The organism is Cyclobacterium sp. SOCE241 (assembly GCF_056867545.1).
The window spans coordinates 4,707,414-4,732,339 of record NZ_CP149779.1 but is presented as its reverse complement, the minus strand read 5'-3'; the positions used below and the strand labels follow the sequence as shown (position 1 = coordinate 4,732,339).

Genomic DNA, 24,926 nt, shown 5'->3' with positions numbered 1-24,926 from the left:
AGCGTAAAGTCATTTAAAAAACCTAAGGATCAAAATTGCGAAAGAACTAGTAGTGCAATCCATTTAATCTGACAACAAACATATTAACTACTATAAAAAGAAAACTAAGGCTACTCAAAGCAATTCTCATTACCCAATTAAAATTAACCCTGGACAATTAAACTATTGATTATCGGAAACGGACATTTATACCTGGGTACGGTAGTGGACAAATATTATCATCAATTGGTTTAAAGCTAAAAATATAAACAGGATGAAGATTAAGGGCATATACCGGCTAAGAATCCTATTGAAATAAATACAAAAAAAGCACTAACTCTTTCAAGTTAGTGCCTTAGTTGTATTAAATAAGGGTTAATTATTTTTTACCCTGATCCATTTTTTCTTTCAATGCAGACAATGCATCCAAATCACCAAGTGTAGATTTCTCTGCTCCGGCTCCACTGTCAGCGGTACCTGCAGCTTTCTTCTTAGGACTGCTAGCTTTCTTAGCACTTGCTTTAGGCATCGCTTCTTCTTTGAAAGTAGCTGTATGAGAAAGCACAATGCGCTTGTCATCTTTAGAGAACTCAATCACAGTGAAATCAAGGCTTTCACCAGCTTCAGCTTGGCTTCCATCTTCTTTTTCAAGGTTTTTGGCTGTAGCAAAACCTTCAAGACCATAAGGTAATTCTAGAACTGCACCTTTATCATTTTTAGAGATGATAGAACATTTATGTTTAGATCCGATTGGGAACACGTTTTCGAAAGTATCCCAAGGATTTTCTTCCAATTGCTTGTGTCCAAGTGCCAATCTTCTGCTATCAAGGTCTAGTTCCAAAACGATAACATCTAACTCATCACTTACTTTCACAAATTCTGATGGATGCTTGATCTTTTTAGTCCAAGACAAATCAGATACGTGAACCAAACCATCAATACCTTCTTCAAGTTCTAAGAATAAACCAAAGTTGGTAAGGTTTCTAACAATACCTTTATGTTTGGTACCGATAGCATATTTGGTAGACATTTCTTGTTTGGTCCATGGATCTTCGGTCAATTGTTTGATACCCAAAGACATCTTGCGCTCATCCTTATCTAAAGTAAGAACTACAGCTTCGATCTCATCACCAACTTTCACAAAGTCAGCAGGATTTCTTAAGTGCTGCGACCAAGACATTTCAGAAACGTGGATCAAACCTTCAACGCCAGGAGCCAATTCAAGGAATGCACCATAATCAGCAACGTTTACGATTTTACCTTTAACTTTAGATCCAACTTCAAGAGTAGCAGAAAGAGAATCCCAAGGATGCGCAGTCAATTGCTTCATACCCAAGGAAATTCTTTTCTTATCATCGTCAAAGTCAAGTACAACAACCTGAACTTTGTCGTCAAGGTTTAGTACTTCTTCAGGATGATTGATACGACCCCAAGAAATATCAGTAATGTGAAGCAATCCATCTACACCACCCAAATCGATGAATACACCGAAATTGGTCATGTTTTTGATAATACCTTCCAATACTTGACCTTTTTCAAGGTTGTTAAGGATTTCAGCTTTTTGTTTCTCAAGATCTTTCTCGATCAATACTTTATGAGAAACGACTACGTTATCATTGGCGTGGTTGATTTTAACCACTTTCACTTCCATTTTCTTACCTACATAGATATCAAAATCTCTGATAGGTTTAACATCGATTTGAGATCCTGGTAAGAAAGCCTCTACACCATAAATATCTACGATCAATCCACCTTTGGTTCTTCTTTTACCAAACCTTCGATTACATTGTCTTGCTCCAATGCTTCTTCGATGGTTTGCCAAGCTTTTACCATCTTGGCTTTCTTACGGGAAAGTACCAACTGTCCCAATGCATTCTCCTGCTCTTCGATGAATAATTCTACTTCATCACCGATTTTCAAGCCCTCAATGTCACGGAATTCATTCAGAGGAACAAGTCCGTCTGATTTAAAACCAATATTGATGATTACATCCTTATCATTGATACCAACAACAGTTCCTGTGATAACTTCTTTTTCTGTAATCTCAGTAAGAGTATTGTCATAAAGGTTTTCCATCTCAGCTCTCTCAGCTGCGGTATATCCTTCTCCAAAACCCTTGGTTTCAAATTTTTCCCAGTTAAAATCTTCTTGATTTGACATAATAATATATAACCTTGATTTTCAACAGCCTTAAGGTCATCTGGCTGAGGTTTTTATTAATGATTCCCCCACATTAGAAGGCCCATTCACCCGAATGGATTGCAAATTTACGAATTATTTTAGGATTAGAAACTGTATGCCAACAAAATATCAGATCTAGATCTCTTACTTTAGTGCTTATTTAAACCTCCTTTATGGCTAGAAAAGGTATCCATTCCGTGGCATGTCGCTCTGCATATTCAGCAAGAAAATAGGAAAGATTTGGTTTAAAAGGAAAGCTCACAAGCGGCATACCTGCTTCTTCAGGAGTTTTATTGCCCTTAATGGTATTGCAGCGGTGGCAAGCAGTAATAAGGTTTTTCCAAGAAGTTTTACCTCCCTTGCTCTTGGGTATCACATGATCCAATGTCAGGTCTTTCTCAGACCCACAATACTGACAAGTATATTTATCCCGCTTAAAAAGATTGTTTCTGTTCAGCAAAACCCCTTTGTAAGGGATGTTTTTGTAATGATTGAGCCGAATAACTGCAGGATAATCAAAAACATGGTCAATTGACCTTATTTGAAGGTAATCGTACTTTACCAGTAAAGTGGCTTTATCTAGATAAGTCAACACAAAACCTTTGTGTACATTGACTACCCCTACAGGTGAATGATCTAAGTTCAGGACAAGCACTTTCTTTTCTGATATCTCCTTCATCAATCTACTAGTTTTTTTACGGTTAGCAATTGAACACTGTTTTTCAAGCGATTATTGGTTATGCTCCATTTTTCCGGATCAAAAGCCCCGAACTTTACTTTTTCTTTGACCCAAAGCAATGTGCCCTCACCAATAAATAAACCCACCTGAAATGGCATGCCACTTTGGGTGCCAAAAATAATTACATCTCCTACATCAATTTCAGAAACATCCTGCCTTCCTTCTATATGCCCTAGTGAACCAAGTTCATTCGGGAAGACTATCCCACCTATTTTAAAAAGCAAGTTAATCCAGGAAGATCCATTTAAACCAAAAATGCTTCTGCCCCCGGATAGATAAGGGGCATGAAGAAAACTTAAGCCTATTTTTTTAATTTCCTGCCTATTGGCCTTCTTTTCAAAAGGCCTACTATTTCCCTTAAATTTTATTGAATCTTCCCACTCAAAGATTTCATTCTGTCCGGCATGTAGCTGACTACCGGGCAATAAAAACATGGTAGCGTCTTTCAACTTTATTTCCCCTATCCCTTGGGAAACTATTTGACAGGGGGGGGGATTTTGCAAAAAATTCGAATGCTTCTTTCGTAAGGGGATGATGTTGGGAAGCAAGAATCCAACCTGAGCCAATAAATTCTAAACCTTCAATTTTTAACCACTGTCCATCATCACTCACCACAACAACTTCATACAACTCACCAAAAAGTATTTGGGTACTTAACCCGGCATCACTCACAGGTTTCTCATAAACACTGAGGAGCGAAAGCCTACAGATACCAAAAGTAGGATTAGAATGCCATTCTTTGAAGGTCTCGTTTTGCATCTTTTTCTTTTAGTGAATGTCGTTTGTCATGCACTTTTTTCCCTTACCCAGCGCCACTTCTATCTTAGCCAGCCCCTTGTCATTAATAAATACCCTAATAGGCACTATGGTAAGTCCTTTTTCTGCAAATTTGTTTTGCAGTTTTTTCAATTCTTGTTTTTGTAGCAATAGCTTTCTTTCTCTAACCGGGTCATGATTAAAATGAGCGGCCAGCGTATAAGGTGCTATATGCATTTGTTTTATAAACAATTCATTGTTTCGGAAATAGCAATAGGCCTCTGTAAGCGAGACCTTTCCTTCCCGAATTGACTTAATCTCCGTCCCCTTCAGTACAAGCCCTGCTTTGTATTTATCGATGAATTCAAACTCAAAGCTTGCTTTCTTATTTTTAATATTTATTATTTTCTCGAATTTATTCTTTTTAGCCATGATTTCCAATTTTCAATTTTGCCAACGGACTGACGTTCAAATCTGTAAACAAACCTTCCTGGTACTTAAAATGCGCCGCCATGGCTACCATGGCCGCATTGTCTGTACAATATTCTAATTTGGGAAGGTAGACTTTCCAGCGGTATTTTTTTGCGGCATCCGCAATTGTTTGCCTTAGGCCTGAATTGGCTGAGACTCCTCCGGCAATCGCCACTTCTTTTATTCCCTGTTCTTTGGTGGCCTTTACAAGTTTTTGCATCAACATTTTTATTAATGTGTGTTGCACAGAAGCACATATATCCTCCAAGTTATTCTCAATGAAGTTGGGATCTTTCTTTATGTTTTCTTTAAGGAAATAAAGCACCGCAGTTTTTATGCCACTAAAGGAAAAAGAGAGTCCTTTCATTTCTGATACCGGAAAAGGATAAGCCAACGAATTTCCTTTGGCAGCTAATTTATCCAAGTATGGCCCCCGGGGTAGGGTAAACCTAAAATTTTAGAAATTTTATCAAAAGCTTCGCCTACTGCATCGTCCTTCGTTTCTCCCAAAACCTCCATGGACAAAGCACTTTTTACCAATACTAGCTGTGTATGTCCTCCACTAACGGTTAAACAGATAAAAGGAAAGGAGGGTTTTGGCGCATCAATAAAATGGGCCAAGACATGGGCTTCCATGTGGTTCACCTCAATAATTGGTTTATCCAAGGCATAGGCAAAGGACTTGGCAAAAGAAACTCCTACCAATAAAGCCCCCATCAATCCCGGGCCACGGGTAAAAGCAATGGCGTCTAACTCAGATTTAGCGATTCCCGAGGATTTAATTGCTTCAGCAACAACCGGTATAAGATGCTGCTGATGCGCTCTAGAGGCCAATTCCGGTACAACTCCACCATATTTCTCATGTACAGATTGCGTGGCGACAATATTATTAAGTATTTTGCCATCAGAAATCACTGATGCTGACGTTTCATCACAAGAGGATTCTATTGCTAATATATTACAACTCATTTCGTGCCTGTTGGAAAATAAATCGAAAGTTAAGGAAATTTTGCTGAACGCCCTTAGAAGGACGTTTAGGATCATGAGCTATCTGCTTATATTCCTACTTACCATTACTTTATTGTTACAGATTCCTGTATTGCAAACTTATCTTGCCGGTTTCTTTACCAATCATATTAGCAAAGAAACAGGCTATGAAACAGAAATCGGTCGGGTAAACATCAGATGGTGGGATGCTATCAGTTTGCAGGAAGTAACCATAATGGACCTTCAGGATAGCCTGATGATGGATCTAGAGGAAGTGTACATAGACTTTTCCATTAAAGGTTTGATGGACACAGAACAACCGGGATTTGATGAAATTAACCTTAAAAATGGGAATGTAAGAATCCTTACACACGCAGATGGACAGGGATTAAATATTTCCGTATTTCTTTCTCGGCTTCGGTCTATTTTCTTGCCCAAAAAGGAAAAAACCAATCTTAAAGCCTCCACTTTTACCATAGGTTATATATCCTTGATGGAAACTTCACTTGATATTGTGGACTATACCCTCCCGCCTTTCGACATAAAATTTGATTATAGTGACCTTCAATTCAGAAATCTGGTAGCCTCTGCCACTGACTTTTATGTGAGAAGAGACACGGTGGCATTTGACCTCAAGCACATGAAAGGAGTTGAGGCCAATTCGGGTATGGTTTTCCAACAATTACAAACTAATTTCACTTACTCCAATACGGGGATGGAGTTCAAAGACCTCTACCTAAAATCTAACCAAACGGAAATAAAAAATTACCTTAAATTCGAGTATGATTCCCCTACAGATTTACGTGACTTTAACCACATGGTGGAAATATCCGCTGAATTAGATGAGGCCATCTTAGACATAAGAGATCTAGGTTATTTTTCTGACAATATCCCCTCAATAGACGATAGGCTTTCGTTAAGTGGAGAAATAAACGGAAGGGTGGATTCCATCTATTCTGATGAGCTACTGCTAAGGTTCGGGGATAAAAGTGCATTGTTTGGAAAATTCAATATTGAAGGCTTACCGACGGTAGCCAATACCAATTTTGAACTTTCATTAATCAACTCCACCGTTAACCCTGACGACCTTTATCCCTATGCCACCCCACAAGCCAGAAGAGAATTAAATAAATTTGGTGTCATTCGCTTCAACTCCGATTTTGAAGGTCAGCTTGATAATTTCACAGCACAAGGTAACTTTCGAACTGAAATCGGAAGACTCAATGGAACGCTTAATTACCTACAGCAAAACGGAACCCCAACCTATGAGGGTCAATTAGAAGCCACAAATTTGAATTTAGGAGTTTTAATGGGATACCGGAAAACTTTCAGAAAACAAGTTTTCGAGGACAAATTAAGGGATCAGGTTTAAGTGTAGCTACGGCCATAATTGAATTGGATGCAACCTTTAGCAAATTGGGAATCAACCATTATAATTTTCAAAACATAACCACCAAAGCCACATTTGCAAAGGATCTTTTTGCCGGAAAAATGACAGTAAATGATCCAAACCTGGTGATGGGGGTAGATGGTATGCTAGACCTCAGAAATGACAAGGACTCAGCAAACTTAATTTTGGATCTGGACACGGCATTTTTAAATGAAATAAATATTTCCAATCAAGCTATCTTCCTAAGTGGTAATTTTGAGTTAGACACCAAAGGGGTAAGCCTAGATGACATTGAGGGGGTGGCCAGATTTAGAGACATTTTGGTAAGCTATGATGGCAGGGACTTATTTCTGGATTATTTTCTTTTCCAATCTCTATTCACAGACAATTCCAGGGTAATCTCTCTTAACTCAGACCTATTAGTGGCCGGAATCAGCGGGAATTTTAAGGTAAAACAACTGGGAGAAGACTTGAAACAATTATGGAAAGATTACCAAGCCATATTAACCAATAATTACTCCGGAAATAAAATAAAACCCTCGGCTACGGAAAAACCTTATCAAATTGACATTTCTCTTGATCTAAGGGATGCAAACCCAATTTTAAATCTGATTGACCCCATGCTCTTCATTTCCAACAATACGCTTGTAGAGGGGCTTTTTATCAGACAGACCAAAATACAGTATTTAACTTCTTCAGTGGTATTGACACCATCTATTATGGAAACAATTATTTTATCGACAATAATATTGATTTAAATACTGCCAAATACAAAAACAGCAAAGAGGTTTTGGCCTCTTTCTATGTATTGTCTAAAGAGATTCAACTTAATTCCGGCTTAAATTTTCAAAACTTATCAGCAGAAACCATCTGGAACCAGTCCAAACTGGACATGACATTCTATTTAGATCAGCTTCTTACTGAAAGCTATTTTGATATAGAGGCAGAAGTGAACCTTTCTCAGGACAGCACCCTCATCAAATTTTCCCCTTCAGAAATAAAATTGCTCAATGATTATTGGCAGTTTGAGGAAGGAAACAGCATTAGCCTAAAAGCAGATGAAACCCAATTTGACAAACTTAAAATATATCATGAAAATGAATACATAGCCGCCGATGGTAAAATCAATCATAAGCCTGAGGATAAAATGGAAATTGTAATCAATGAATTGAATCTTGATTTTTTAAACTCTTTTGGTCTTAGGGAATATGAAGGGATCGCCAATGGTATGGTCCACCTTGAAGAAGGCTGGAACAAAAAAGGGATGAAGGGCAATTTATCCATAAGAGACATCTACATCAATAAATTTCTGGTAGGAGAATTAGAGGCCAGTGCATTTTATGACGATGATGCCATCAACCTTACCATTCAAAATATCCGCGAAGGGCAGAAAATCATTGAACTGTCCGGAGATATGGGTAATGAAGAAAGAGAAATGGCATTGAATGCTCGTTTCTCTAATGCTCGCCTGTCGGTGATTGAACCTTTTGTAGCCGACTATCTCACAAATATTGACGGAAAGCTCAGTGGAAGCCTCACTGTGGGGGGAAGCATTACCCATCCGATTGTAGAAGGCCTTGGAGAACTCGAGGGAGCTACTTTTAGATTTAACTACCTCAACACCACCTACCAAGTAGATGGAAATATTATTTTTGAGCCAAACGACATTAGTTTCAGAGGATTGGAATTGCGTGACTTTAATAACAATGTTGCCGGCCTGAGAGGAGGAATTGTTCATGACAATTTCGATAATTTCATTCTAGATCTTACGGCTCAGATAAGCAACTTTCAGGTAATGAACACCAGCTCTTCAGACAATGACCTGTTTTTGGGACAGCTTTTGCTACTGGAGATATTAACGTATTCGGTGCAGCCAATAATTTGGAATTAACAGCTAACGCAAGGTCTAATGCCAATACTAAAATTTACATCCCTATAGGAGAATCAAATGGCCAAGCTCAAGAGGAATTTATAAACATCATTAACCTTAGGGATACCACCAACAATGTAGCGTTTGAAGAAACCGTTGAAAAACTAAGCATCAATAACCTTCGAATGAATTTGAACCTGGACATTACGCCCGATGCCTATATAGAGATTCAAATCGACCCCAAAACAGGCGAGAATATACAGGGCCGTGGCAGAGGCGTATTCAATATGGACATTGATACCCAAGGGAATTTCACCATGACAGGCAATTTTGAAATAGTAGATGCCTTATACAACTTCTCCCTGTACAATGTAATCAACAAAAAGTTTGTTATTGAACCTGGAGGAATTATCAATTGGTATGGAGACCCTTATGCCGGAGTGATGGATATATCTGCCGTGTACGAGGAGAGCGTGTCCCTTACCTCACTCCAAACAAATACAACCAGCTCCACCTTGGAAAACAGCCAGATAAAAAGGCGCTTTCCTGTAAAGGTCATCATGGATCTTGAAGGAGAGTTATTGTCTCCGGACATAGGCTTTGATTTTGATTTTTCTGAATTCCCTGAAGACAGTGAATTGCAAACCACTATCTCCGCTTTTAAAAACAGAATCGCCAATGACGAACAAGAGAAAAACAGACAAGTTTTCTCTTTGATCATGCTTCGTAGATTTTCACCTGAAGGTCAATTCAATAGTGCAGGAATAGGTTTTTCTAACCTCAGTCAACTCATTTCTTCCCAATTGAATAACCTGATTGCCCAAGTAGATGAAAACCTTGAAATCGATTTTGACTTGCTCACCTTAGATGAATCTGCCTTGGAATCTTTTCAACTTAGGGTAGCTTATACCTTTTTTGATGGCCGGTTAAGAGTAACCCGGGATGGTGGATTTACAGATTTGCAGGGTAAAGCTGACTTGAATACTATTGCAGGAGATTGGCAGGCCGAATATCTATTGACAGAAAATGGCCAATACCGTGTAAGAATTTATAACCGAAATAATTTCAATACGCTCACAGCTTTGGATATTAATAACCGTGCCCCAAATACTTACGGGGTATCCATTTCCCAAAACCTCTTGTTTAGCTCATTAAAAGAACTTTTTCAAAACTTTAAAAGAAATAAAAAGAACTTATACATTAATGATTCTGACGAATACCTGAGGGGAGAATTTGACATCAACCTTGAAGAAGTGGCTCCAGATCTATTTAAACCTGATCCCAGGGAAGCTCCTTCTGTAATCAATATTATCGACAAAGAAAATCCTTAATTCATCCAAACAATTTGGCCTGGATTTGATTAAAGTATTATGGATAAAGTTACTCTATTTTGGTTTAGAAGAGACCTTAGGCTTTCGGATAATATTGGGCTCTTTACGGCCTATGAAAACGAGAAAAATGTGTTGCCTCTTTTTATTTTTGATGAAAACATCCTTGAAAAACTTGAAAACAAAAATGATGCAAGGGTTCAATTCATCCATAATCAGGTTAAAAAACTTCATTCAGCGCTTAAGGATTATGACAGCTCGATTCTTGTAAAAATAGGCAAACCCCTTGCTATTTTTGAAGCTTTGACGAAAGCTTACGCTATCCAAAATGTTTACACCAACCGAGATTATGAGCCTTATGCCCGAGATAGGGATGAGAAGATTGAGCAATTTTTAGCTGAAAAAGACATCCCTTTTTATGATTTTAAGGATCAAGTAATCTTTGAAAAAGACGAAATCACCAATAATTCGGGCAGCTATTACAAGGTTTTTACCCCTTACAGTAAGGGCTGGCTACAAAAATTAAAGCAAACGACATTAACGCCTGTGGATCTGGATGGAAGAAAAAGTCCTTTTATAAGACCCAACCCTTTCCTCTCCCCAGCCTGAAAGATCTAGGCTTTAAGACGAGTGAAAATAGCATTCCTCCATTAGAGATTGATGAAAAATTGATTCGTGCATATGACAAAAATCGGGATTTCCCTGCTCGGCAAGGTACAAGTAGGCTCGGGATTCACCTGCGGTTTGGTACGATTAGTATACGACGTTTGGTGAGCGATGCTCACGAGCTTAATGACACTTATCTCAATGAATTAATTTGGCGGGAATTTTACATGATGATCCTCTACCATAACCCTGCGTTAGTTGACACTTCTTTTAAGGAAAAGTATGACAGGATTCGGTGGGATAATAATGAGGAATTATTCCAAAAATGGTGCGAAGGGAAAACAGGCTACCCTTTGGTGGATGCTGGCATGCGCGAACTGAATACCACCGGATACATGCACAATAGAGTAAGAATGCTTACGGCCAGTTTTTTAACCAAGCACCTTTTGATAGACTGGCGTTGGGGAGAGGCCTATTTTGCAAGTAAGTTACTGGATTATGAATTGGCTTCAAACAATGGTGGCTGGCAATGGGCCGCTGGCACAGGAACAGACGCCCAACCCTATTTTCGGATTTTTAATCCGGAATCCCAAATGAAAAAGTTTGACAAAGATAAAAAATACATAAAAAAATGGATTCCCGAATACGGATCCTCAGCCTACCCGAAGCCGATTGTTGAACATAAACAGGCAAGAGAACGGGCCTTAGAAACTTATAAAAAAGCTTTAGATGGAGAATAGGGCTATGGACTTAGGGGAAAGTAACTATTCTTTTATAAGATGCTGATTGAATCCCAGCTTTACCAATTGTTCGAAAGCCTGCCAAACTTCCTGAGGGATTTCTTGTTCTATTTGAAAACCAAGCTTTGGATAGGCTTTAATTCTTTGCAAATCCCCCACCATTGACTGAATCACAATGGCCATTGAAATTTCTTCATTGGGATAGTTTTCAAAACTAATTTTGGGACTTGTAACCGTAACGGATTTTTCCGGCCAGTTCTTTTTAAAGGTCGCATAAGACCTTCTTTCCATATAAGGTTTTTGGACGATAATAAATCGATGAAAGTCAAGCCCCTTTTCTTTAAGAATTTTTTGAGTAAACCGGATATTTTCACCGGTATTGGTTGACTTGTTTTCTACAATAATGCGGGCTTCTGACACTCCCATATTCAACGCGATTTTTGCGAATTTATCCGCCTCAGTTTCTTCCCATACGCCTAATGTAAAATTTCCTAAACCACCTGAAAGTATTAAATAGTCTGCCATGCCTTCCAGCCATAATTGTGCTCCTCGCTCCGCCACTCTGGTGTCATGACTACCTAAAACAAAAATGGCATCAGCTTTTTTAAGGTATCATTTAATTGGTGATAATCCCATAGCACCTTCGCCAAAGTTTTAATCTCTGTGGTAATTGCAGGTTGTGTTTTATTGAGCATTCCTTTTTTATGTTTAATCCTTAAAATCTATTCGGTATATTAAATTTACCACTGAAACCGCCAAATTACCTGTAAATTTTAAAAATGATATATTTTTCCGACTAAATTTAAAAAGGCGGACGATAATTGTTAAATTGATGCCCTAAAATCACACTAACAACATCATGATATCAAGAAGGAAATTAATTAAGCGCCTGGCCTCTCTTCCTGTTTTGGGAGGAATGGCAGGAAGTACTACATTATTGGCTGAATCTTTACCATCTGCTACAGAAGCCGTAGCCAAGAGAGATTTAATTAAAGAATTAGGTTTAAGAACTTTTATCAACGCTGCCGGAAATTACACATCCATGACGGCTTCTTTAATGCCACCGGAAGTAATGGAGACCATTAATATGGCTTCCAAAAAATATGTATTGCTAAACGATGTACAAGACAAAGTCGGTGAAAAAATTGCCAAACTATGCCATGCAGAGGGCGCAATGGTTACGGCCGGTTGCTGGTCTGCCTTGGTTTTAGGGATGGCCGGAGTATTGACAGGGAAAGATGCAAAAAGGCGGCAAAACTCCCGTTTTTGGAGGGTACAGGAATGAAATCAGAAGTTATCCTTCAGAAAAGTCATGCCAATGGATACCACCATGCACTGACCAACACCGGGGTAAAGCTGATATTTATTGAAACGAAAGAAGAATTAGAAGCAGCCATCAACGAAAAAACTGCCATGATGTGGTTTTTAAACAGAGAGGCTCCAGTAGGAAAAATCAAACACGAAGAATGGGTTGCAATCGCTAAAAAGCATGGCATCCCAACCATGAATGACATTGCTGCGGATGTTCCTCCGGTAGAGAATTTATGGAGATTCAATGACATGGGGTTTGACTTAGTAGCCATCTCCGGAGGTAAGGCCATGGCCGGGCCACAGAGTGCGGGAATTTTGATGGGTAAAAAACACTTGATTGAAGCAGCTAGAATTAGTGCTCCACCTAGAGGAGGGAATATTGGTCGTGGACAGAAGGTTAATAAGGAAGAAATTTTGGGCATGTATATGGCCTTGGAAACTTTCATCAACAGAGACCATGACAAAATCTGGGAAACTTGGGAAAACAGGGTCGCATTGATTGACGGGGCCATTGCCGGCATCCCGGGGATCAGCACCGAAGTGGTGATTCCGGAAGTAGCCAATCACAACCCATCCCTAAAAATTTCTTGGGAAGGGACTCAGCATGATTTTTCTGCCAAAGATCTGGGGGCTGATCTGAGGGATGGAGACCCTTCCATCGAAACTATCGATTGGGAAGAACCAAAAAGCCTGAGACTGACCGTTTTTATGTTAGAAAAAGGTCAAGATAAAATTGTAGCCAAAAAGTTAAAAGAGGCCTTAACAAAAAGAACTGCCTAATAATAGCTAAACTAGGCTTTAAGAGAGCAATAATGGATCCGGCCGCATTAGTTTTGGTGACTAATCGCGCCGGATTTATTCTTTCTGAAAATCAACTTTATAGTTTACCATTGCTATCAGACAGTAAGAAGAAAATCTTGAATAGTGCCGAGTAAAAGTGCCAATTTTTTTATTAAAATCAAGGTCTAAATTAGCTTCCTAATCAGACAAAAAATAATAAATCCGGCTCGAATCATAAGTTTAAAGAAAATTCCAAAGTGAGCAATACTTCTTCTATCTTCTAATACGAATCAAATAAAAAAGGGCCAACACACATAGTTTTTCACCGTTGCCGATGGTTTCTGATATTCTATATTTATTATTGTAAGATTTTCTATGGTGAAGTTACCCCAAATACAAAGAGGAAAAATATATATCCTCCTGGCTGTCCTTTCTTGGATGGGCTTGCTGCTGGTCAATTTGATCAGGGTATTCGGTGAAATTAACCAAATGGAAGGGGTCATTAGCAAGGAAATCACATGGGTCCTTGAAATCTTATTTTTTATTTGGCTTTACATTTATTTCAATGATTCCATTAAAAAGAATGAAAACCGAAGTTTTATAGATTTTATTTGGAGACCGGCATCTACAGGTTTAATAGCTACCGGTACTTCTTTTCTGATCAATTTTTTTTATTACCTGCTAGGGGATTCAAGGCTGTCGGAAGATCTCCTTTTGATGAATTTCTTTTACCATGTTAATTTTGCAGTGGTTTCCATTTTTCTAATATCTACTACCCTGAGTTGGAAACACCTTATACTCTACCAAAAGAGCAAGGCCATTGTTCAACAATGGCAGGCTTATGAGGTAATCTTACTGATCAGTATGTTTTTTGTATTGATTAGTCAGGCCAGTTTCAATTATGGTTTCATGTTTGGATTGATCTTTTTGATCATCTATGGCGCCATACTTTCCATCAATTTAAAGTGGATTCCTTATTTAACCTTTAGGGAAAAATGGAAATCTATTCTTTTTATGGTGATAATCATTGCCTGTACTGGATACCTTTTCTTCCGCTTGGTTTCCTACACCCAACAAAACATTCATTTTGTTAACCTTTCGGAAAACCTCTTTCTTCTGGGACTTTTTGTGTTCGTATTGCTGTATGCGGTGTTTAGCTTATTGGTGACCTTGTTTAACCTACCCACATCCTCGGTGTTTGAGCAAAAACTTACTGAGGCCATTAGTTTTCAGAAACTAAGCCAATCTATAAAGCCCGGAGAAAATGAGGAGCAAGTATTGGATATATTAATGGACAGCTGCATGAGTGCTGCTTATGTGGATGCAGGCTGGCTGGAGTTGCACCCTTCCGAACCGGAAGAAACTTCCAAAATTCAATTACAAAAATTTATTAGCAATGGAGAAAGGCAGGAAGTGCTGGAATTGTTAAGAAAAGTAGAACCATTTTCCTCTTATTTAACCCAACGGTCTGAAATAAAAAAGAATACCTATATGGGCAAATTCCCCACGAAACCTATAAATCGGTATTGGTACTTTCCGTTTCTGCCAATAAAAAAACCCTTGGCGACATTTTTTTATTAAAAGAAGTCAAAGATGGCTTTAATAAAGAAATGATAAATATTATTTCAACTTTTGTTGGCCAGACTTCCATCTCCATAGAAAATCACCGACTACTTAATGAGGCCATTAAAAATGAACGGTACCGGGAAGAACTGGAAATTGCCCAAAGGGTACAAAGAAGTCTTCTGCCTTCAGAGTTACATCATAACAACAGTTTTGAAATTGATGGTTTTTCTGCTGCAGCCGATGAAGTAGGTGGCGATTATTATGAGACCTTTCGCTTTGATAATGAAAACTTTGCATTAATTATTGGAGATGTTTCAGGAAAAGGAACTTCGGCGGCATTCAATATGTCACAAATGAAAGGGGTTTTTCACAGTTTGGTACAATTAAATCTCTCACCAATAAACTTTTTATCCAAAGCCAACAGTGCTCTAAGCCGCTGCTTAGAAAAAACAACTTTATAACTACTACGTATTACACCATCAATACATCTTTGAAGGAGATTTATTTTGCCCGAGCCGGCCATTGCCCTACCCTATTTTATTCCCTAGAGCAAGGTTGTTCTCGCTTTCTGAATATCAAGGGCATGGGACTTGGAATAGTAAGAAATGAAGGATATGAAAATTACCTCGAAGAGGGCTATTTAAAGTACCGGCCGGGAGATGTCATGGTTATGTATACAGATGGAATAGTGGAAGCTAAAAATCAAGAAAACCAAGAATTTGGTTACGACAAACTAAGGCTTCTATTGGATCATTATAAGACATTACCTGCAAAGGAAATAAAAAGTAAGATTGTAAATGAAGTTTATGATTTTGTGGGTAGAGAGGCCCTACCGGATGATGATTATTCTATTTTAGTCATCAAATTTAATGCATAAACTTATAATAGCTTAAAACGTATAATTGAATATGTTAACTATAAATAAGACGGCTGAAAAAAGCCATTTAACAATTGGCTTGCAAGGAGAAGTTGATGCCAGCAATTCTGTAGAATTGGATGAGGTGATACAAGAGGCATTGGATGACAACATCAAGAATATTTTGGTGGATGGCACTGAACTCCAATACATTTCCTCGGCCGGCTTGGGCGTGTTCATGTCCTATTTGGAGGATTTTAATGAGCAAAACATCTTATTTATTATTTACGGTTTAAATGATAAGGTCATGAATGTCTTTCATATCCTTGGTCTTGACCAATTGATTACGATTATAGACAGCAGGGAGGAAGCCGAAAAGTTAGTCCATGAAGCATGAATTAAAATTATATTGTGAAAAAAGTCGGCTGTCGGAATTAAGAACATTTATTACAGAAGTTCTTTCCACTACCGACTTGAATGATATAAGCCAGAATCAATTGATTTTGGCAGTGGAAGAGGTATGTGCCAACCTTATCATTCATTCACATGATTGTAACCCCCATAGTTTTATCTCACTCAAAGTGCGGTTAAACGATGACAACATCGTCTTCGAGATAAGGGACTCTGGAAAAGCTTTTAATTTAAAAAAATACAAATCCCCGGAGGTTAATTCTGTGGTTAAAGAGAAACGAAAGGGAGGACTGGGTTTACTTCTGGTAAGGAAAATAATGGATAAAATAGAATTTGAAACCAATCATTCTATCAATACCTGCCGCCTGATAAAAAAACTCAATTCCAAATAAATGTTAAATCCCTTCACTTATCCGAGGTAACAACCCAAATTGTGGGGTAAAATTTGTAACATTGCAGATTAAATTGTACCAATTGTCCTATGAATTTGAAGCATATATATTTCCTTTTGGTAGGAATTTTATTTGCAAGTGCCTCTCCGCTTCCTGATCCAATCAAGGAAACAAATCTACCGTCGGACTATCTCTTGAAAATTAATGGTGAGGCTTCTTATTCTGAGGAGTTTTTATACGTACTCAATAAAAACCGGCAACAAGAGGACGCACCGATCAGTAAAGAGGATTTTGATCAAAATTTTGACCTTTTTGTTGATTACAAGTTAAAAGTAAAGCATGCCATGGACTTGGGTATGCACCAAACCGAAGAATTTATAGAGGAATTCATTGCTTTTAAGGAGGAGTTAAAAAAACCCTACCTTTTAGAAAACTCACTTACTGAAGGGGAGTTAAGGAAAGCCTACAGCAGGATGCAAGAAATTGTAAAGGCAAGTCATATACTTTTCAAGTTTCCCCCAAATGCCGCTAAGGAAGATTCTATTGCAGTTTTTAAAATGGCAATAAAAGTTAAAGCCGAAGCCGAAGCCGGTGCTGATTTCCATAAATTGGCAGCAACCTATTCAGAGGACCCTTCCGCAAATATCAATAAAGGAGATTTGGGATACTTTACTGCTTTGCAAATGGTCTTGCCTTTTGAAGAAGCTGCCTACAATTTAAAACCCGGGGAAATATCCGATCCAGTCATATCTGATTACGGTTACCATATTATCAAACTAGAAGACCGCAGACCCAACCCGGGACAGCTTCATGTTTCACATCTTTTGATTCGTTCCGGAGAACATACGGGAGATCAAGAAGACCAAATTGCCCGAAATAAAATTAACCAAATTCATCAATCACTGCTCAATGAGCCTTCTATTTGGCCGGAATTGGTGAATACTTATTCTGAAGATGAGGCCAGTAAAGTGAACAAAGGCCTTATACCATGGTTTGGAGTAGGAGCCATTGTTCCGGAATTTGAACATGCCGCCTTTTCATTAAAAAATAAAGGAGATTTTTCGGCTCCGGTTAAAACAGACTATGGTTACCACATCATTAGACTGGAGGGCTCCAAACCTGTACCATCGTTTGAAGAAGTATTACCAAAAATCAAATCAAGTATCTTGCGAGACAGCAGATCCAAACTAATAAAAGAGCAGGTTTTGGCCATGCAAAAGGCAAAATTTAAAGCTGTTGAAAACCAGACACTCCTCTCTAAGCTAAAAAACACCTTTTCTAAAACCAAAGGAAGACCAAAAGCTGAACTTTATAAAGAATTGGAGGCGCTTGCCTTAACGAACGTGGAACCGCTTATCCAATCAGATTGGAAGGAGGCAAACTTGGGAGATTTAATTGAATTTCTGAAAATTTCTGACCCATCGGGTAAGACAGTTCTTAAGGTCAATTTTGATAAGGCTTATACGGAATTTTCGACCCAACAATTCTCCCTCTGGGAAGAAGAATACATTTATGAAAACAACTTAGAATACCGGCAATTGGTCAATGAGTACAAACAGGGTATGCTGCTATTTGAATTGATGAACAATGAAGTTTGGCAAAAAGCTTTAGAAGATAGCGCTGGTCAGATGGATTATTTTGAAAGCAATAGAGAACAATACCTCTGGGAAAAGAGAGTAAAAGCACTTGTGGTGAAAGCAAAAAATGGTCAGGACATTTCAGAAGTTACCAATTGGCTAAAGGATCAACCTCTTTCAGACAGTTTATCCGGTGAATTGAATACAAAATTTCTAGAAGAAAACCCTTTGCTGTTTACAGTAAACCAAACCATTTACGAAATAAATAAAAATGAATTGTTTAGCGACCTGGATTTAGATCAAAGGTTTCATAAGCTAAAACGAAATAATGAAACCATCCTACTCGTTTTAGGGGAAACCTTGCCTGCCAGACAAAAGCAATTTGGTGAAACTCGAGGGAAACTAATTCAGGATTACCAGCAGTTTTTAGAAAAAAATTACTTACAGAACTTAAACAAAATTATAACATCCAAGTAAATGAGGATGAAAAGGAAAAAATATATCAATCACTTGTTCAATAAAACATTGCTGGCAGCCGGCCTTATGCTTTTCATGACTTCTTGTGATTTGTTCAAGATGAAAAATGAGGAGGAAGACCCCGATAATCTTATAATAGCGACGGTAGGCAATGCGAACTTGTACCATACTGATATCGATCATTTAAGCAAAGAGATGTCTCCGGATTTGGATTCTGCGGAATTGGTCAATCGATATATTCAAAGCTGGGTAAAGAAGCAGTTAGTAATCAAGGAGGCTAGTCAAAACCTAACCATTAACGAAGCAGAGATAAACAGAAAGTTGCTTGACTACAGGTATGCACTTATCGCTTATGAATACGAAAAAAATTACGTTGAAGAGGAATTAAATAAAGAGGTAACCCAAGCGGAAATAGAAGAGTATTACCAAAACAACAATAAAAATTTCGCTTTAAAGGAGATCATTGTACGAACAAACTTTGTGAAGCTTGAGAAAGATTTGCCACAAAGACGACAATTGGAGCGATTGCTAAACAGTGATGAAGAAAGCAAAAAACAAGAACTAAAAGACTTTGCCATCCGGTATGCCAACAATTACTTTATGGAAGATTCCACTTGGATCAACTTTGAAGATATTATATTAAATACACCACTAACCCAAAATAACAACCACGTGCAATTGATCAGAAATGAAAAATTGATCCATGTGGATGATGAAACTTACGCTTATTATTTTAAAATTTTGGAATACAGGTTACAAGACCAAGTCCCACCGTTGGAATTTGTGAAAGACGAGATTTCCAAAATTATTGTTAATAAGAGGAGAGCAGAAATAGCCGAAAAATTAAAAAGAGATATTTACAATAATGCACTTAAAAACAATGAGTTTACCATATATGAATAAATGGACCAAAACCCTTAGCTTATTTTTACTGCTCGGCATTTCCATGTTTCAGGTTGTATTGGCCCAGGACAACAGTGATGGGGCAGAAACGGACGAAAAAAGCCGGAAAAAAAGCCTAGTGGTCAAGTACTAGACAAAATAATCGCCAAAGTCGACAACTATATCATATTAGAGTCGGACCTTCAAAAGGCCTATTTGGAGGCTTCTTCGCAAGCCCAACAGGGTTTTGAAGTACCGACCAAATGTCAGGTGTTTGAATCCTTATTAATCAATAAGATGATGATGGCAAAGGCAGAAATCGATTCTGTAATCGTTTCAGATGCTGAAGTGATTATCCAAACAGATCAGCGATTCAATATGGTTCTTCAGCAGTTTGGAGGAGATGAAGAAATGCTTATAGAGAACTATGGCAAAACCGGAGACCAATTAAAAAGTGAAATCCAAGATGCTGTTAAAGAACAATTGGTTGTGGGAAAAATGCAGGGAGTCATCACAGAAGGCCTTCAGGTTTCTCCCAATGACGTAAGAAAGTTCTACAATTCTATACCAAAAGATTCTCTCCCATTTTTCTCTTCAGAAGTGGTTGTGGGGCAGATTGTAAAAAAACCGGAAGTTAGCCAAGTTCAAAAAGACAAGGTATATAATCAATTGGCTGAGATAAAGGCAAAAATATTAAGCGGAGAATCTGATTTTGCTACCATGGCTAGGCAATATTCTGAAGGTCCTTCCGGCCCACAAGGAGGGGACCTTGGATTTTTTAAGAGAGGTGAATTAGCTCCTGAATACGAGGCTACAGCCTTTGAACTTAAACAAGGAGAAATCTCTGATCCTGTTGAGACGGTTTTTGGTATCCATTTAATTCAATTACTTGAACGAAGGGGAAATACTTTCAATTCCCGGCATATCCTGATCAGACCTACTCCTTCTGAAGAAGATATTTTAAAAGCAGAACGAGAACTGGACAGCCTCCGACAAGAGATCGTAAATGGCAATATCGAATTCGCAAAAGCTGCCAAAGAAAATTCAGACGATAGGGAAACTTCAGATGCAGGTGGTTTTTTCACTGACCCATCTACGGGGTCCAACCGACTGACTTCAAGAACGCTAGAAGATCCTATTCTCTTTTTCACCTTAGACAGTATGGAAATAGGTGACATCACCCCTACCATCAGGTTTGATGATGTAGATCAGAGGGGCCAATCAGAGCCGGGAGTAAGAATTTTGTATTACAAAAATCGTTACCCTGCCCACAGGGCCAATATTTCTGATGATTACGAAAAACTAAAAGAAGCAGCCAGAAGGAAAAAAGAGGAAGAAATTCTTGCCAATTGGTTTGTATTAGCCAAAGAAGAGGTCTTTATAGATATCGATCCTGCCTACGATAATTGTAATGTATTGGCAGAAAAATAAAGATTATAACACCATTAAAAGGGCTTTCTATTCCATAGAAAGCCCTTTTTTTGTCTTCCCGTATAGCCTTACATTGTTGCAAATCTAAACTTACCTTTGATTCAATTTGGCCGGATAGAGTGATGGTTTATATTCATTCATGAAATTTAAAATGTAGGACAACCATAAGCCGGGATCTGAACCTCTCCCCTTGCATGAGATAATTTAAATATTGCTTCTATTTGGCTTTACCGGATTCAGTCTTGGTAGCGTAAAGGGTGCCTAATCGGGTCCGATTTCTATGAATTTGGCCTTGACAATTCTGATAAAGGGACTGTTTATTCAATCTTCAAGGATCCTAACGTAATGCGGATAGTGACAAGCGTTGTTTTAAAAACTCTGAAAAACCTTCAATTCTTTCAGCCTTATACATTTTTAATGCAGATACACTAAATTGATATGCCAGCAGTTCATTTTGGCTGTTGTAATGTTTGATCGCTTGATTAAAATATTGAAGCCCAATCAATTTTTGAAGATCAATACTCCTGTAAATCAATGCCTGCTCTTCTGGATTAGATGCCAAAAAAGTTCTTGGACTACTATCATTGAATCCATTTCGGTATTTATCTAAAAAAGATTGAATAGCGGCTTTATCCTGAATAAATCCCTCAATGGGATCCGTAGCTTCCAGTACAACAAAGCCATTTTCAACGGCCACCTTCAAAAACACATGGTACGTTGTTTCTTTAATTTCATAATCAAACCCAAAATAATCAAGTAAGCCTGCCAAAATCAATGACCCACTCACGCAATCGTAGTTCCCCGAATTAAAGGTGTCCTGGGCCATACTGAATGGTTCATATTGTTGAAGCAGTTGTTGATGTGTTCGGTAAAATATGTTTTTCACCATTTTTTTGACTTACCTAACCTATTATAGTCTTTACTCAATTGCTCATATAAGCTGGTAAATTTCTCACTATCCACACGCCATGACATCAGTAGAGAAGTTGAGGCTGTAGGCTTGGTGAAATCAGTTAAAAGCACATAGGTTTTGGCCGAAACCGTTGTTGAAACGGTGGCAAAAAAAGTAACCCCCATATATATAGTGCTTTAGGCATTTGTCTAAATTAATTCATTGTTAACTAAAGTTAACAATTTCTTAACATAAAGACAAAAAAATATCCCTCCTGAAGGAAGGATATTCTCAATTAAAAGTTTAATCTGTTATCGCAGTACTAAAAAATGTTATTTTTTAACCTTTTCGGGCTTAGAAATAAAAGAATTAAAAAGCATATGAAAAGTTAACATTCACAAGTGTACCGGGGTTTAAACTTGAGAAAATTTGATCTTCAGCCCCATAAGACCTAAAAACTTCTTTTCTGGATTGATTAAGCAAGTTTTGAACATTAATACCGGCCTTAACTTTCTCACTGGCCCCAAAAGTTTTGTTCAAGCTTAAATTCACTGCATGGAAAGGAACAGTATAGGTATCAGTCCTATTTCCAAATCCGATATAATTCAGTGTAGAACCTTGGACATTATAAAATATACCTGCTTCAATACCGGAAACATAATTGTTATAGCTTAACCCTGTATTGATAATATAAGGGGCTTGGCCGGACATATCTCTGGTATCATCAATGGTTTCTCCCTCTCTGGCTGTAAGTGCTCTTGATCTTAATTCTGCTTCTGACATTTTAATTCTAGATTCCGTAAGGGTACCATTAAAATTAAAGAAGAAAGTTTCAAGTGAAGGGCTCAGAAAAGCCAATGACTTACGCAGTTCTAATTCAATACCGGCCACGGTTCCGTTTCCAACATTTCTTGGTTGAAAGGCACCGGGGTCAGAAAGGAACTGCACCATTTCTATGGGTTTGTCAAAGGTCTTATAAAATGCACTTATAGAGAACATCTGTCCACCTGATAGGAATTGCTCCCATCTCAAATCAAAGTTATTAATCCTTGTGGCTTCTAGATTACCATCCCATAAAACTTCAGTTCCTCCATCGGTTGTCTCTTGAAACAAACCACCGATAAAAGTTCTTCCGGTGATTGGATCAAGAATTTCTGCAAAAGACATTTCCTTAAAGGAAGGTCTGGCAATTGTACTTGAATAAGAAAAACGAAGGTTCTGATTTTCCTTTATACTCCTGATCAAGTTAATGGTAGGGAAAAGATCCAGATCTCCCATCACCTTTTCGTTATCATAAACAATGGTTTGAGTCTGGTTACTCCCTGTATAATACTGGTCAAATTTTTCAGCGCGTAGTCCTACAATCGCTTTCAAGTTTTCAAAAGGGCTAAACTCACTATGAACATATAATCCAACATTGGTCAAGTTTGAATTATAACTGTTAGGATTGTTTGGGATAAATAAAGGGCTGTACCTGATCCCATTTCTATTGTCTTCGGAGAATAAATTACTCTCTATCAGTACCTGATTAGGGTCCCCGGTAAAAGTCGAGTTACCGGTTGCAAACTGAAAGTCTTGAATTAGGAAATCCCTCTGTTTATAGGCATATGAAGATCCAAATCTTAATTTAGCAGATTCTCCAAAGAGCACATGATTCTTAGAGAGATCAAGTTTACCTACAAGGTTTTCTTCATCCAATGACCTCCAAATTCTTTGAGGTAATCCCACCTCTGATGAGATGGTTTTATTTGGTTCTCTGAATCTAAGTACCCTTACATCCGGATCCTCAATGGAAGATAAGGTTGGGGCAATTTTCCAATCCAATTCCCAAGCGCCATCTTTGCTGAAATGTACACCACTCAGCATCAAATTGGTTAATGCTCTTTGGCTGTATTCTATATTGTATTGATCCGCCTCGAATTCCGCTCCTAAGTTGGTGTTTACGAAGTCAAAATTACCAACCTTAGAAGATCCGTTTTGTAGGTGGATAAAGTTAAGTTTATATTTGGAATAATCGGTTTTATAAGCCACTCCAAATAAGCCTCCTAGCAATACATTGCTTTCGCCATAATTACCCACTGAGCTTTCCAAAGGTTCCAATTCAGTTTGATCTGATTCTCTTGGTTTGGCATAGAGATTAAATTCAGCCCCTTTAAAAAATCAGAGGTGTTTTTGTAAGTTATTGCAAAATTATAACCAAAGGTATTGTTTTTGTGTTTGAATTGATCTCCAAGAGAGAAGCCCAAAGAGTAATTCATAAAGTTTTGCTTCTTTGTCCCGCCAAAAGTAGGGTTGAAATCACGCAAAATGCTTTGGTACAATTGGCCTTGCTCACCACCTGGATTTCCTACTACATCAGCATATTGTGGTATTTCTGCAATTCCCTCGGTAGGTATGTCTCTGAACCCGTTGTCAAAACCTAAAAAATCAGTACTGCTTCCTTCTGTAGTTAAAAAATTTGAGTTAAAGTGCATGGAAGGATTATATCCGCCACTAATTGAAAGACGCATGGTTTTTTCTTCCGGGAAATCCTTGGTTTCAATGTCCACAACTCCCCCGGTAAAATCTGCCGACAGGTTGCTGGTAAAAGATTTCGAAACGATGATATTGTCAATGATATTGGTAGGGAAAATATCCATCTGAATGGTATTCCTATCCGGATCTAAACCTGGAATATCCATTCCATTTAAAACCGTCTTGGTATAACGGTCTCCCAATCCACGGATGTAAACATATTTTCCACCTTCTATAGAAACACCTGTTACTCGCTTAATGGCCGATGCTGCATCTCCATCTCCAATCTGTCGGAATGCAGCAGCAGAAATACCATCCATTAATTGAGGTGCATTTCTTTTCACGGTCATAAGGGCAGCTTCTGTGGTTCTGATTGCCTCTGCCGTAATGGTCACGGTTTCTAGGTCAGAAGTAAATTCCGACATCTTAAGATTATCTAGTAAGGTAACCTCACCTTTATTTACTTTAATCTCTTCCAATTGAAGGGTATTGAAAGATATAAAAGAGGCCTGTATTGAATAAAGCCCTTCCGGCAGTTCAATTTCAAAATCTCCATCGAAGTCGGTAACAGCTCCTAATTGTGCACCAACAACAGATACAGCAACCCCAAATAAGGGTTCTCCGGTTCCTTCATCATAGATAGTCCCACGAATTGTCCCATTCTGGGCAAATATATTGGAGGACAAAAGCAGAAAACCTATAAGGATCCAGCTATAGTGTAATTTTTTCATTTTGTGTTATTTTAATAGTACAGCGATACGATCAAAAAGTTGGAAAGGGATACGAGACA

At 38.2% G+C, this 24,926-nt stretch carries 21 protein-coding genes and 5 pseudogenes; 15 read left to right on the top strand and 11 right to left on the bottom strand.

Features of this window, described 5'->3' with window-relative positions; all coding sequences use genetic code 11:
- Positions 1 to 358: 358 nt before the first annotated feature.
- The 6 genes and pseudogenes from rpsA to tsaD form a co-directional block, all read right to left on the bottom strand.
- Positions 359 to 2,139 (bottom strand): annotated as a pseudogene (rpsA, locus tag WG932_RS24040) (30S ribosomal protein S1).
- A gap of 181 nt (positions 2,140 to 2,320) precedes the next feature.
- The gene (locus WG932_RS24035; protein WP_149394417.1) at positions 2,321 to 2,839 is read right to left on the bottom strand and encodes an HNH endonuclease; all 519 of its coding nucleotides are present in this window, start codon (positions 2,837 to 2,839) and stop codon (positions 2,321 to 2,323) included.
- Positions 2,839 to 3,333, bottom strand: a complete 495-nt coding sequence (locus tag WG932_RS24030; RefSeq protein WP_483085674.1) for an NlpC/P60 family protein — start codon at positions 3,331 to 3,333, stop codon at positions 2,839 to 2,841. Before WG932_RS24030 ends, WG932_RS24035 begins: the two co-directional genes overlap by 1 nt.
- Complete coding sequence (locus WG932_RS24025; RefSeq protein WP_483085673.1) at positions 3,314 to 3,658, bottom strand: hypothetical protein; 345 nt, start codon at positions 3,656 to 3,658, stop codon at positions 3,314 to 3,316. Before WG932_RS24025 ends, WG932_RS24030 begins: the two co-directional genes overlap by 20 nt.
- Positions 3,624 to 4,087 (bottom strand): annotated as a pseudogene (gene smpB / locus WG932_RS24020) (SsrA-binding protein SmpB). Before smpB ends, WG932_RS24025 begins: the two are co-directional and overlap by 35 nt.
- A pseudogene (tsaD, locus tag WG932_RS24015) lies at positions 4,080 to 5,095 on the bottom strand (tRNA (adenosine(37)-N6)-threonylcarbamoyltransferase complex transferase subunit TsaD). Before tsaD ends, smpB begins: the two co-directional pseudogenes overlap by 8 nt.
- Positions 5,096 to 5,168: 73 nt before the next feature.
- Between tsaD and WG932_RS24010 the strand changes: the two are divergent.
- Genes WG932_RS24010 through WG932_RS23985 form a run of 6 tightly spaced genes read left to right on the top strand, consistent with a single transcriptional unit; the run spans position 5,169 to position 11,047 of the window.
- Positions 5,169 to 6,485 (top strand): AsmA family protein, encoded by a 1,317-nt coding sequence (locus WG932_RS24010; protein WP_483085672.1) that lies wholly within the window; start codon positions 5,169 to 5,171, stop codon positions 6,483 to 6,485.
- Positions 6,486 to 6,508: 23 nt separating this feature from the next.
- Positions 6,509 to 7,261 (top strand): hypothetical protein, encoded by a 753-nt coding sequence (locus WG932_RS24005; protein ID WP_483085671.1) that lies wholly within the window; start codon positions 6,509 to 6,511, stop codon positions 7,259 to 7,261.
- A 32-nt stretch (positions 7,262 to 7,293) separates the two neighbouring features.
- Entirely contained in the window at positions 7,294 to 8,394 is a 1,101-nt protein-coding gene (locus WG932_RS24000) for a translocation/assembly module TamB domain-containing protein (RefSeq protein ID WP_483085670.1), read from the top strand.
- On the top strand, positions 8,385 to 9,704 hold the full coding sequence (locus WG932_RS23995) for a translocation/assembly module TamB domain-containing protein (protein WP_483085669.1): 1,320 nt from the start codon (positions 8,385 to 8,387) through the stop codon (positions 9,702 to 9,704). Before WG932_RS24000 ends, WG932_RS23995 begins: the two co-directional genes overlap by 10 nt.
- Positions 9,705 to 9,743: 39 nt before the next feature.
- Complete coding sequence (locus tag WG932_RS23990; protein ID WP_483085668.1) at positions 9,744 to 10,310, top strand: deoxyribodipyrimidine photo-lyase; 567 nt, start codon at positions 9,744 to 9,746, stop codon at positions 10,308 to 10,310.
- A gap of 59 nt (positions 10,311 to 10,369) precedes the next feature.
- Positions 10,370 to 11,047, top strand: coding sequence for a cryptochrome/photolyase family protein (locus WG932_RS23985; RefSeq protein WP_483085667.1), 678 nt, complete (start codon positions 10,370 to 10,372; stop codon positions 11,045 to 11,047).
- A gap of 24 nt (positions 11,048 to 11,071) precedes the next feature.
- Here WG932_RS23985 and WG932_RS23980 read toward each other — a convergent pair whose 3' ends face one another.
- Entirely contained in the window at positions 11,072 to 11,608 is a 537-nt protein-coding gene (locus WG932_RS23980; RefSeq protein WP_483085666.1) for a YdcF family protein, read from the bottom strand.
- Positions 11,609 to 11,906: 298 nt separating this feature from the next.
- Between WG932_RS23980 and WG932_RS23975 the strand changes: the two genes are divergently transcribed.
- The 9 genes and pseudogenes from WG932_RS23975 to WG932_RS23935 all read left to right on the top strand — a co-directional run bounded on the left by WG932_RS23975 (position 11,907) and on the right by WG932_RS23935 (position 20,730).
- Entirely contained in the window at positions 11,907 to 12,332 is a 426-nt protein-coding gene (locus WG932_RS23975) for a hypothetical protein (RefSeq protein ID WP_483085665.1), read from the top strand.
- Positions 12,329 to 13,138: an aminotransferase class V-fold PLP-dependent enzyme gene (locus WG932_RS23970; RefSeq protein ID WP_483085664.1), complete on the top strand. Its 810-nt coding sequence runs from the start codon at positions 12,329 to 12,331 to the stop codon at positions 13,136 to 13,138. Before WG932_RS23975 ends, WG932_RS23970 begins: the two co-directional genes overlap by 4 nt.
- Before the next feature lie 375 nt (positions 13,139 to 13,513).
- Positions 13,514 to 14,719, top strand: coding sequence for a hypothetical protein (locus tag WG932_RS23965; protein WP_483085663.1), 1,206 nt, complete (start codon positions 13,514 to 13,516; stop codon positions 14,717 to 14,719).
- Positions 14,720 to 14,748: 29 nt separating this feature from the next.
- A pseudogene (locus WG932_RS23960) lies at positions 14,749 to 15,581 on the top strand (PP2C family protein-serine/threonine phosphatase).
- Positions 15,582 to 15,612: 31 nt separating this feature from the next.
- Positions 15,613 to 15,957 (top strand): STAS domain-containing protein, encoded by a 345-nt coding sequence (locus tag WG932_RS23955; RefSeq protein WP_149394423.1) that lies wholly within the window; start codon positions 15,613 to 15,615, stop codon positions 15,955 to 15,957.
- Entirely contained in the window at positions 15,947 to 16,363 is a 417-nt protein-coding gene (locus WG932_RS23950; RefSeq protein WP_149394424.1) for an ATP-binding protein, read from the top strand. Before WG932_RS23955 ends, WG932_RS23950 begins: the two co-directional genes overlap by 11 nt.
- 95 nt (positions 16,364 to 16,458) lie before the next feature.
- Complete coding sequence (locus WG932_RS23945) at positions 16,459 to 18,417, top strand: peptidylprolyl isomerase (protein ID WP_483085662.1); 1,959 nt, start codon at positions 16,459 to 16,461, stop codon at positions 18,415 to 18,417.
- 6 nt (positions 18,418 to 18,423) lie between these two features.
- Positions 18,424 to 19,320, top strand: a complete 897-nt coding sequence (locus WG932_RS23940) for a peptidyl-prolyl cis-trans isomerase (RefSeq protein WP_317192285.1) — start codon at positions 18,424 to 18,426, stop codon at positions 19,318 to 19,320.
- A pseudogene (locus WG932_RS23935) lies at positions 19,298 to 20,730 on the top strand (peptidylprolyl isomerase). The gene WG932_RS23940 and the pseudogene WG932_RS23935 overlap by 23 nt, the downstream one beginning before the upstream one ends.
- 337 nt (positions 20,731 to 21,067) lie before the next feature.
- Here the strand turns inward: WG932_RS23935 and WG932_RS23930 are convergent.
- The 4 genes from WG932_RS23930 to WG932_RS23915 all read right to left on the bottom strand — a co-directional run bounded on the left by WG932_RS23930 (position 21,068) and on the right by WG932_RS23915 (position 24,867).
- A complete protein-coding gene (locus tag WG932_RS23930; protein ID WP_483085661.1) occupies positions 21,068 to 21,619 on the bottom strand; it encodes a hypothetical protein in 552 nt (183 codons plus the stop codon).
- Positions 21,613 to 21,807 carry a hypothetical protein gene (locus WG932_RS23925; RefSeq protein WP_483085660.1) on the bottom strand — a complete coding sequence of 65 codons (195 nt, stop codon included), beginning with the start codon at positions 21,805 to 21,807 and terminating at the stop codon, positions 21,613 to 21,615. Before WG932_RS23925 ends, WG932_RS23930 begins: the two co-directional genes overlap by 7 nt.
- Positions 21,808 to 21,991: 184 nt before the next feature.
- Complete coding sequence (locus WG932_RS23920) at positions 21,992 to 23,713, bottom strand: TonB-dependent receptor domain-containing protein (protein WP_483085659.1); 1,722 nt, start codon at positions 23,711 to 23,713, stop codon at positions 21,992 to 21,994.
- Positions 23,668 to 24,867, bottom strand: coding sequence for a TonB-dependent receptor (locus tag WG932_RS23915; RefSeq protein WP_483085658.1), 1,200 nt, complete (start codon positions 24,865 to 24,867; stop codon positions 23,668 to 23,670). Before WG932_RS23915 ends, WG932_RS23920 begins: the two co-directional genes overlap by 46 nt.
- Positions 24,868 to 24,926: the final 59 nt, after the last annotated feature.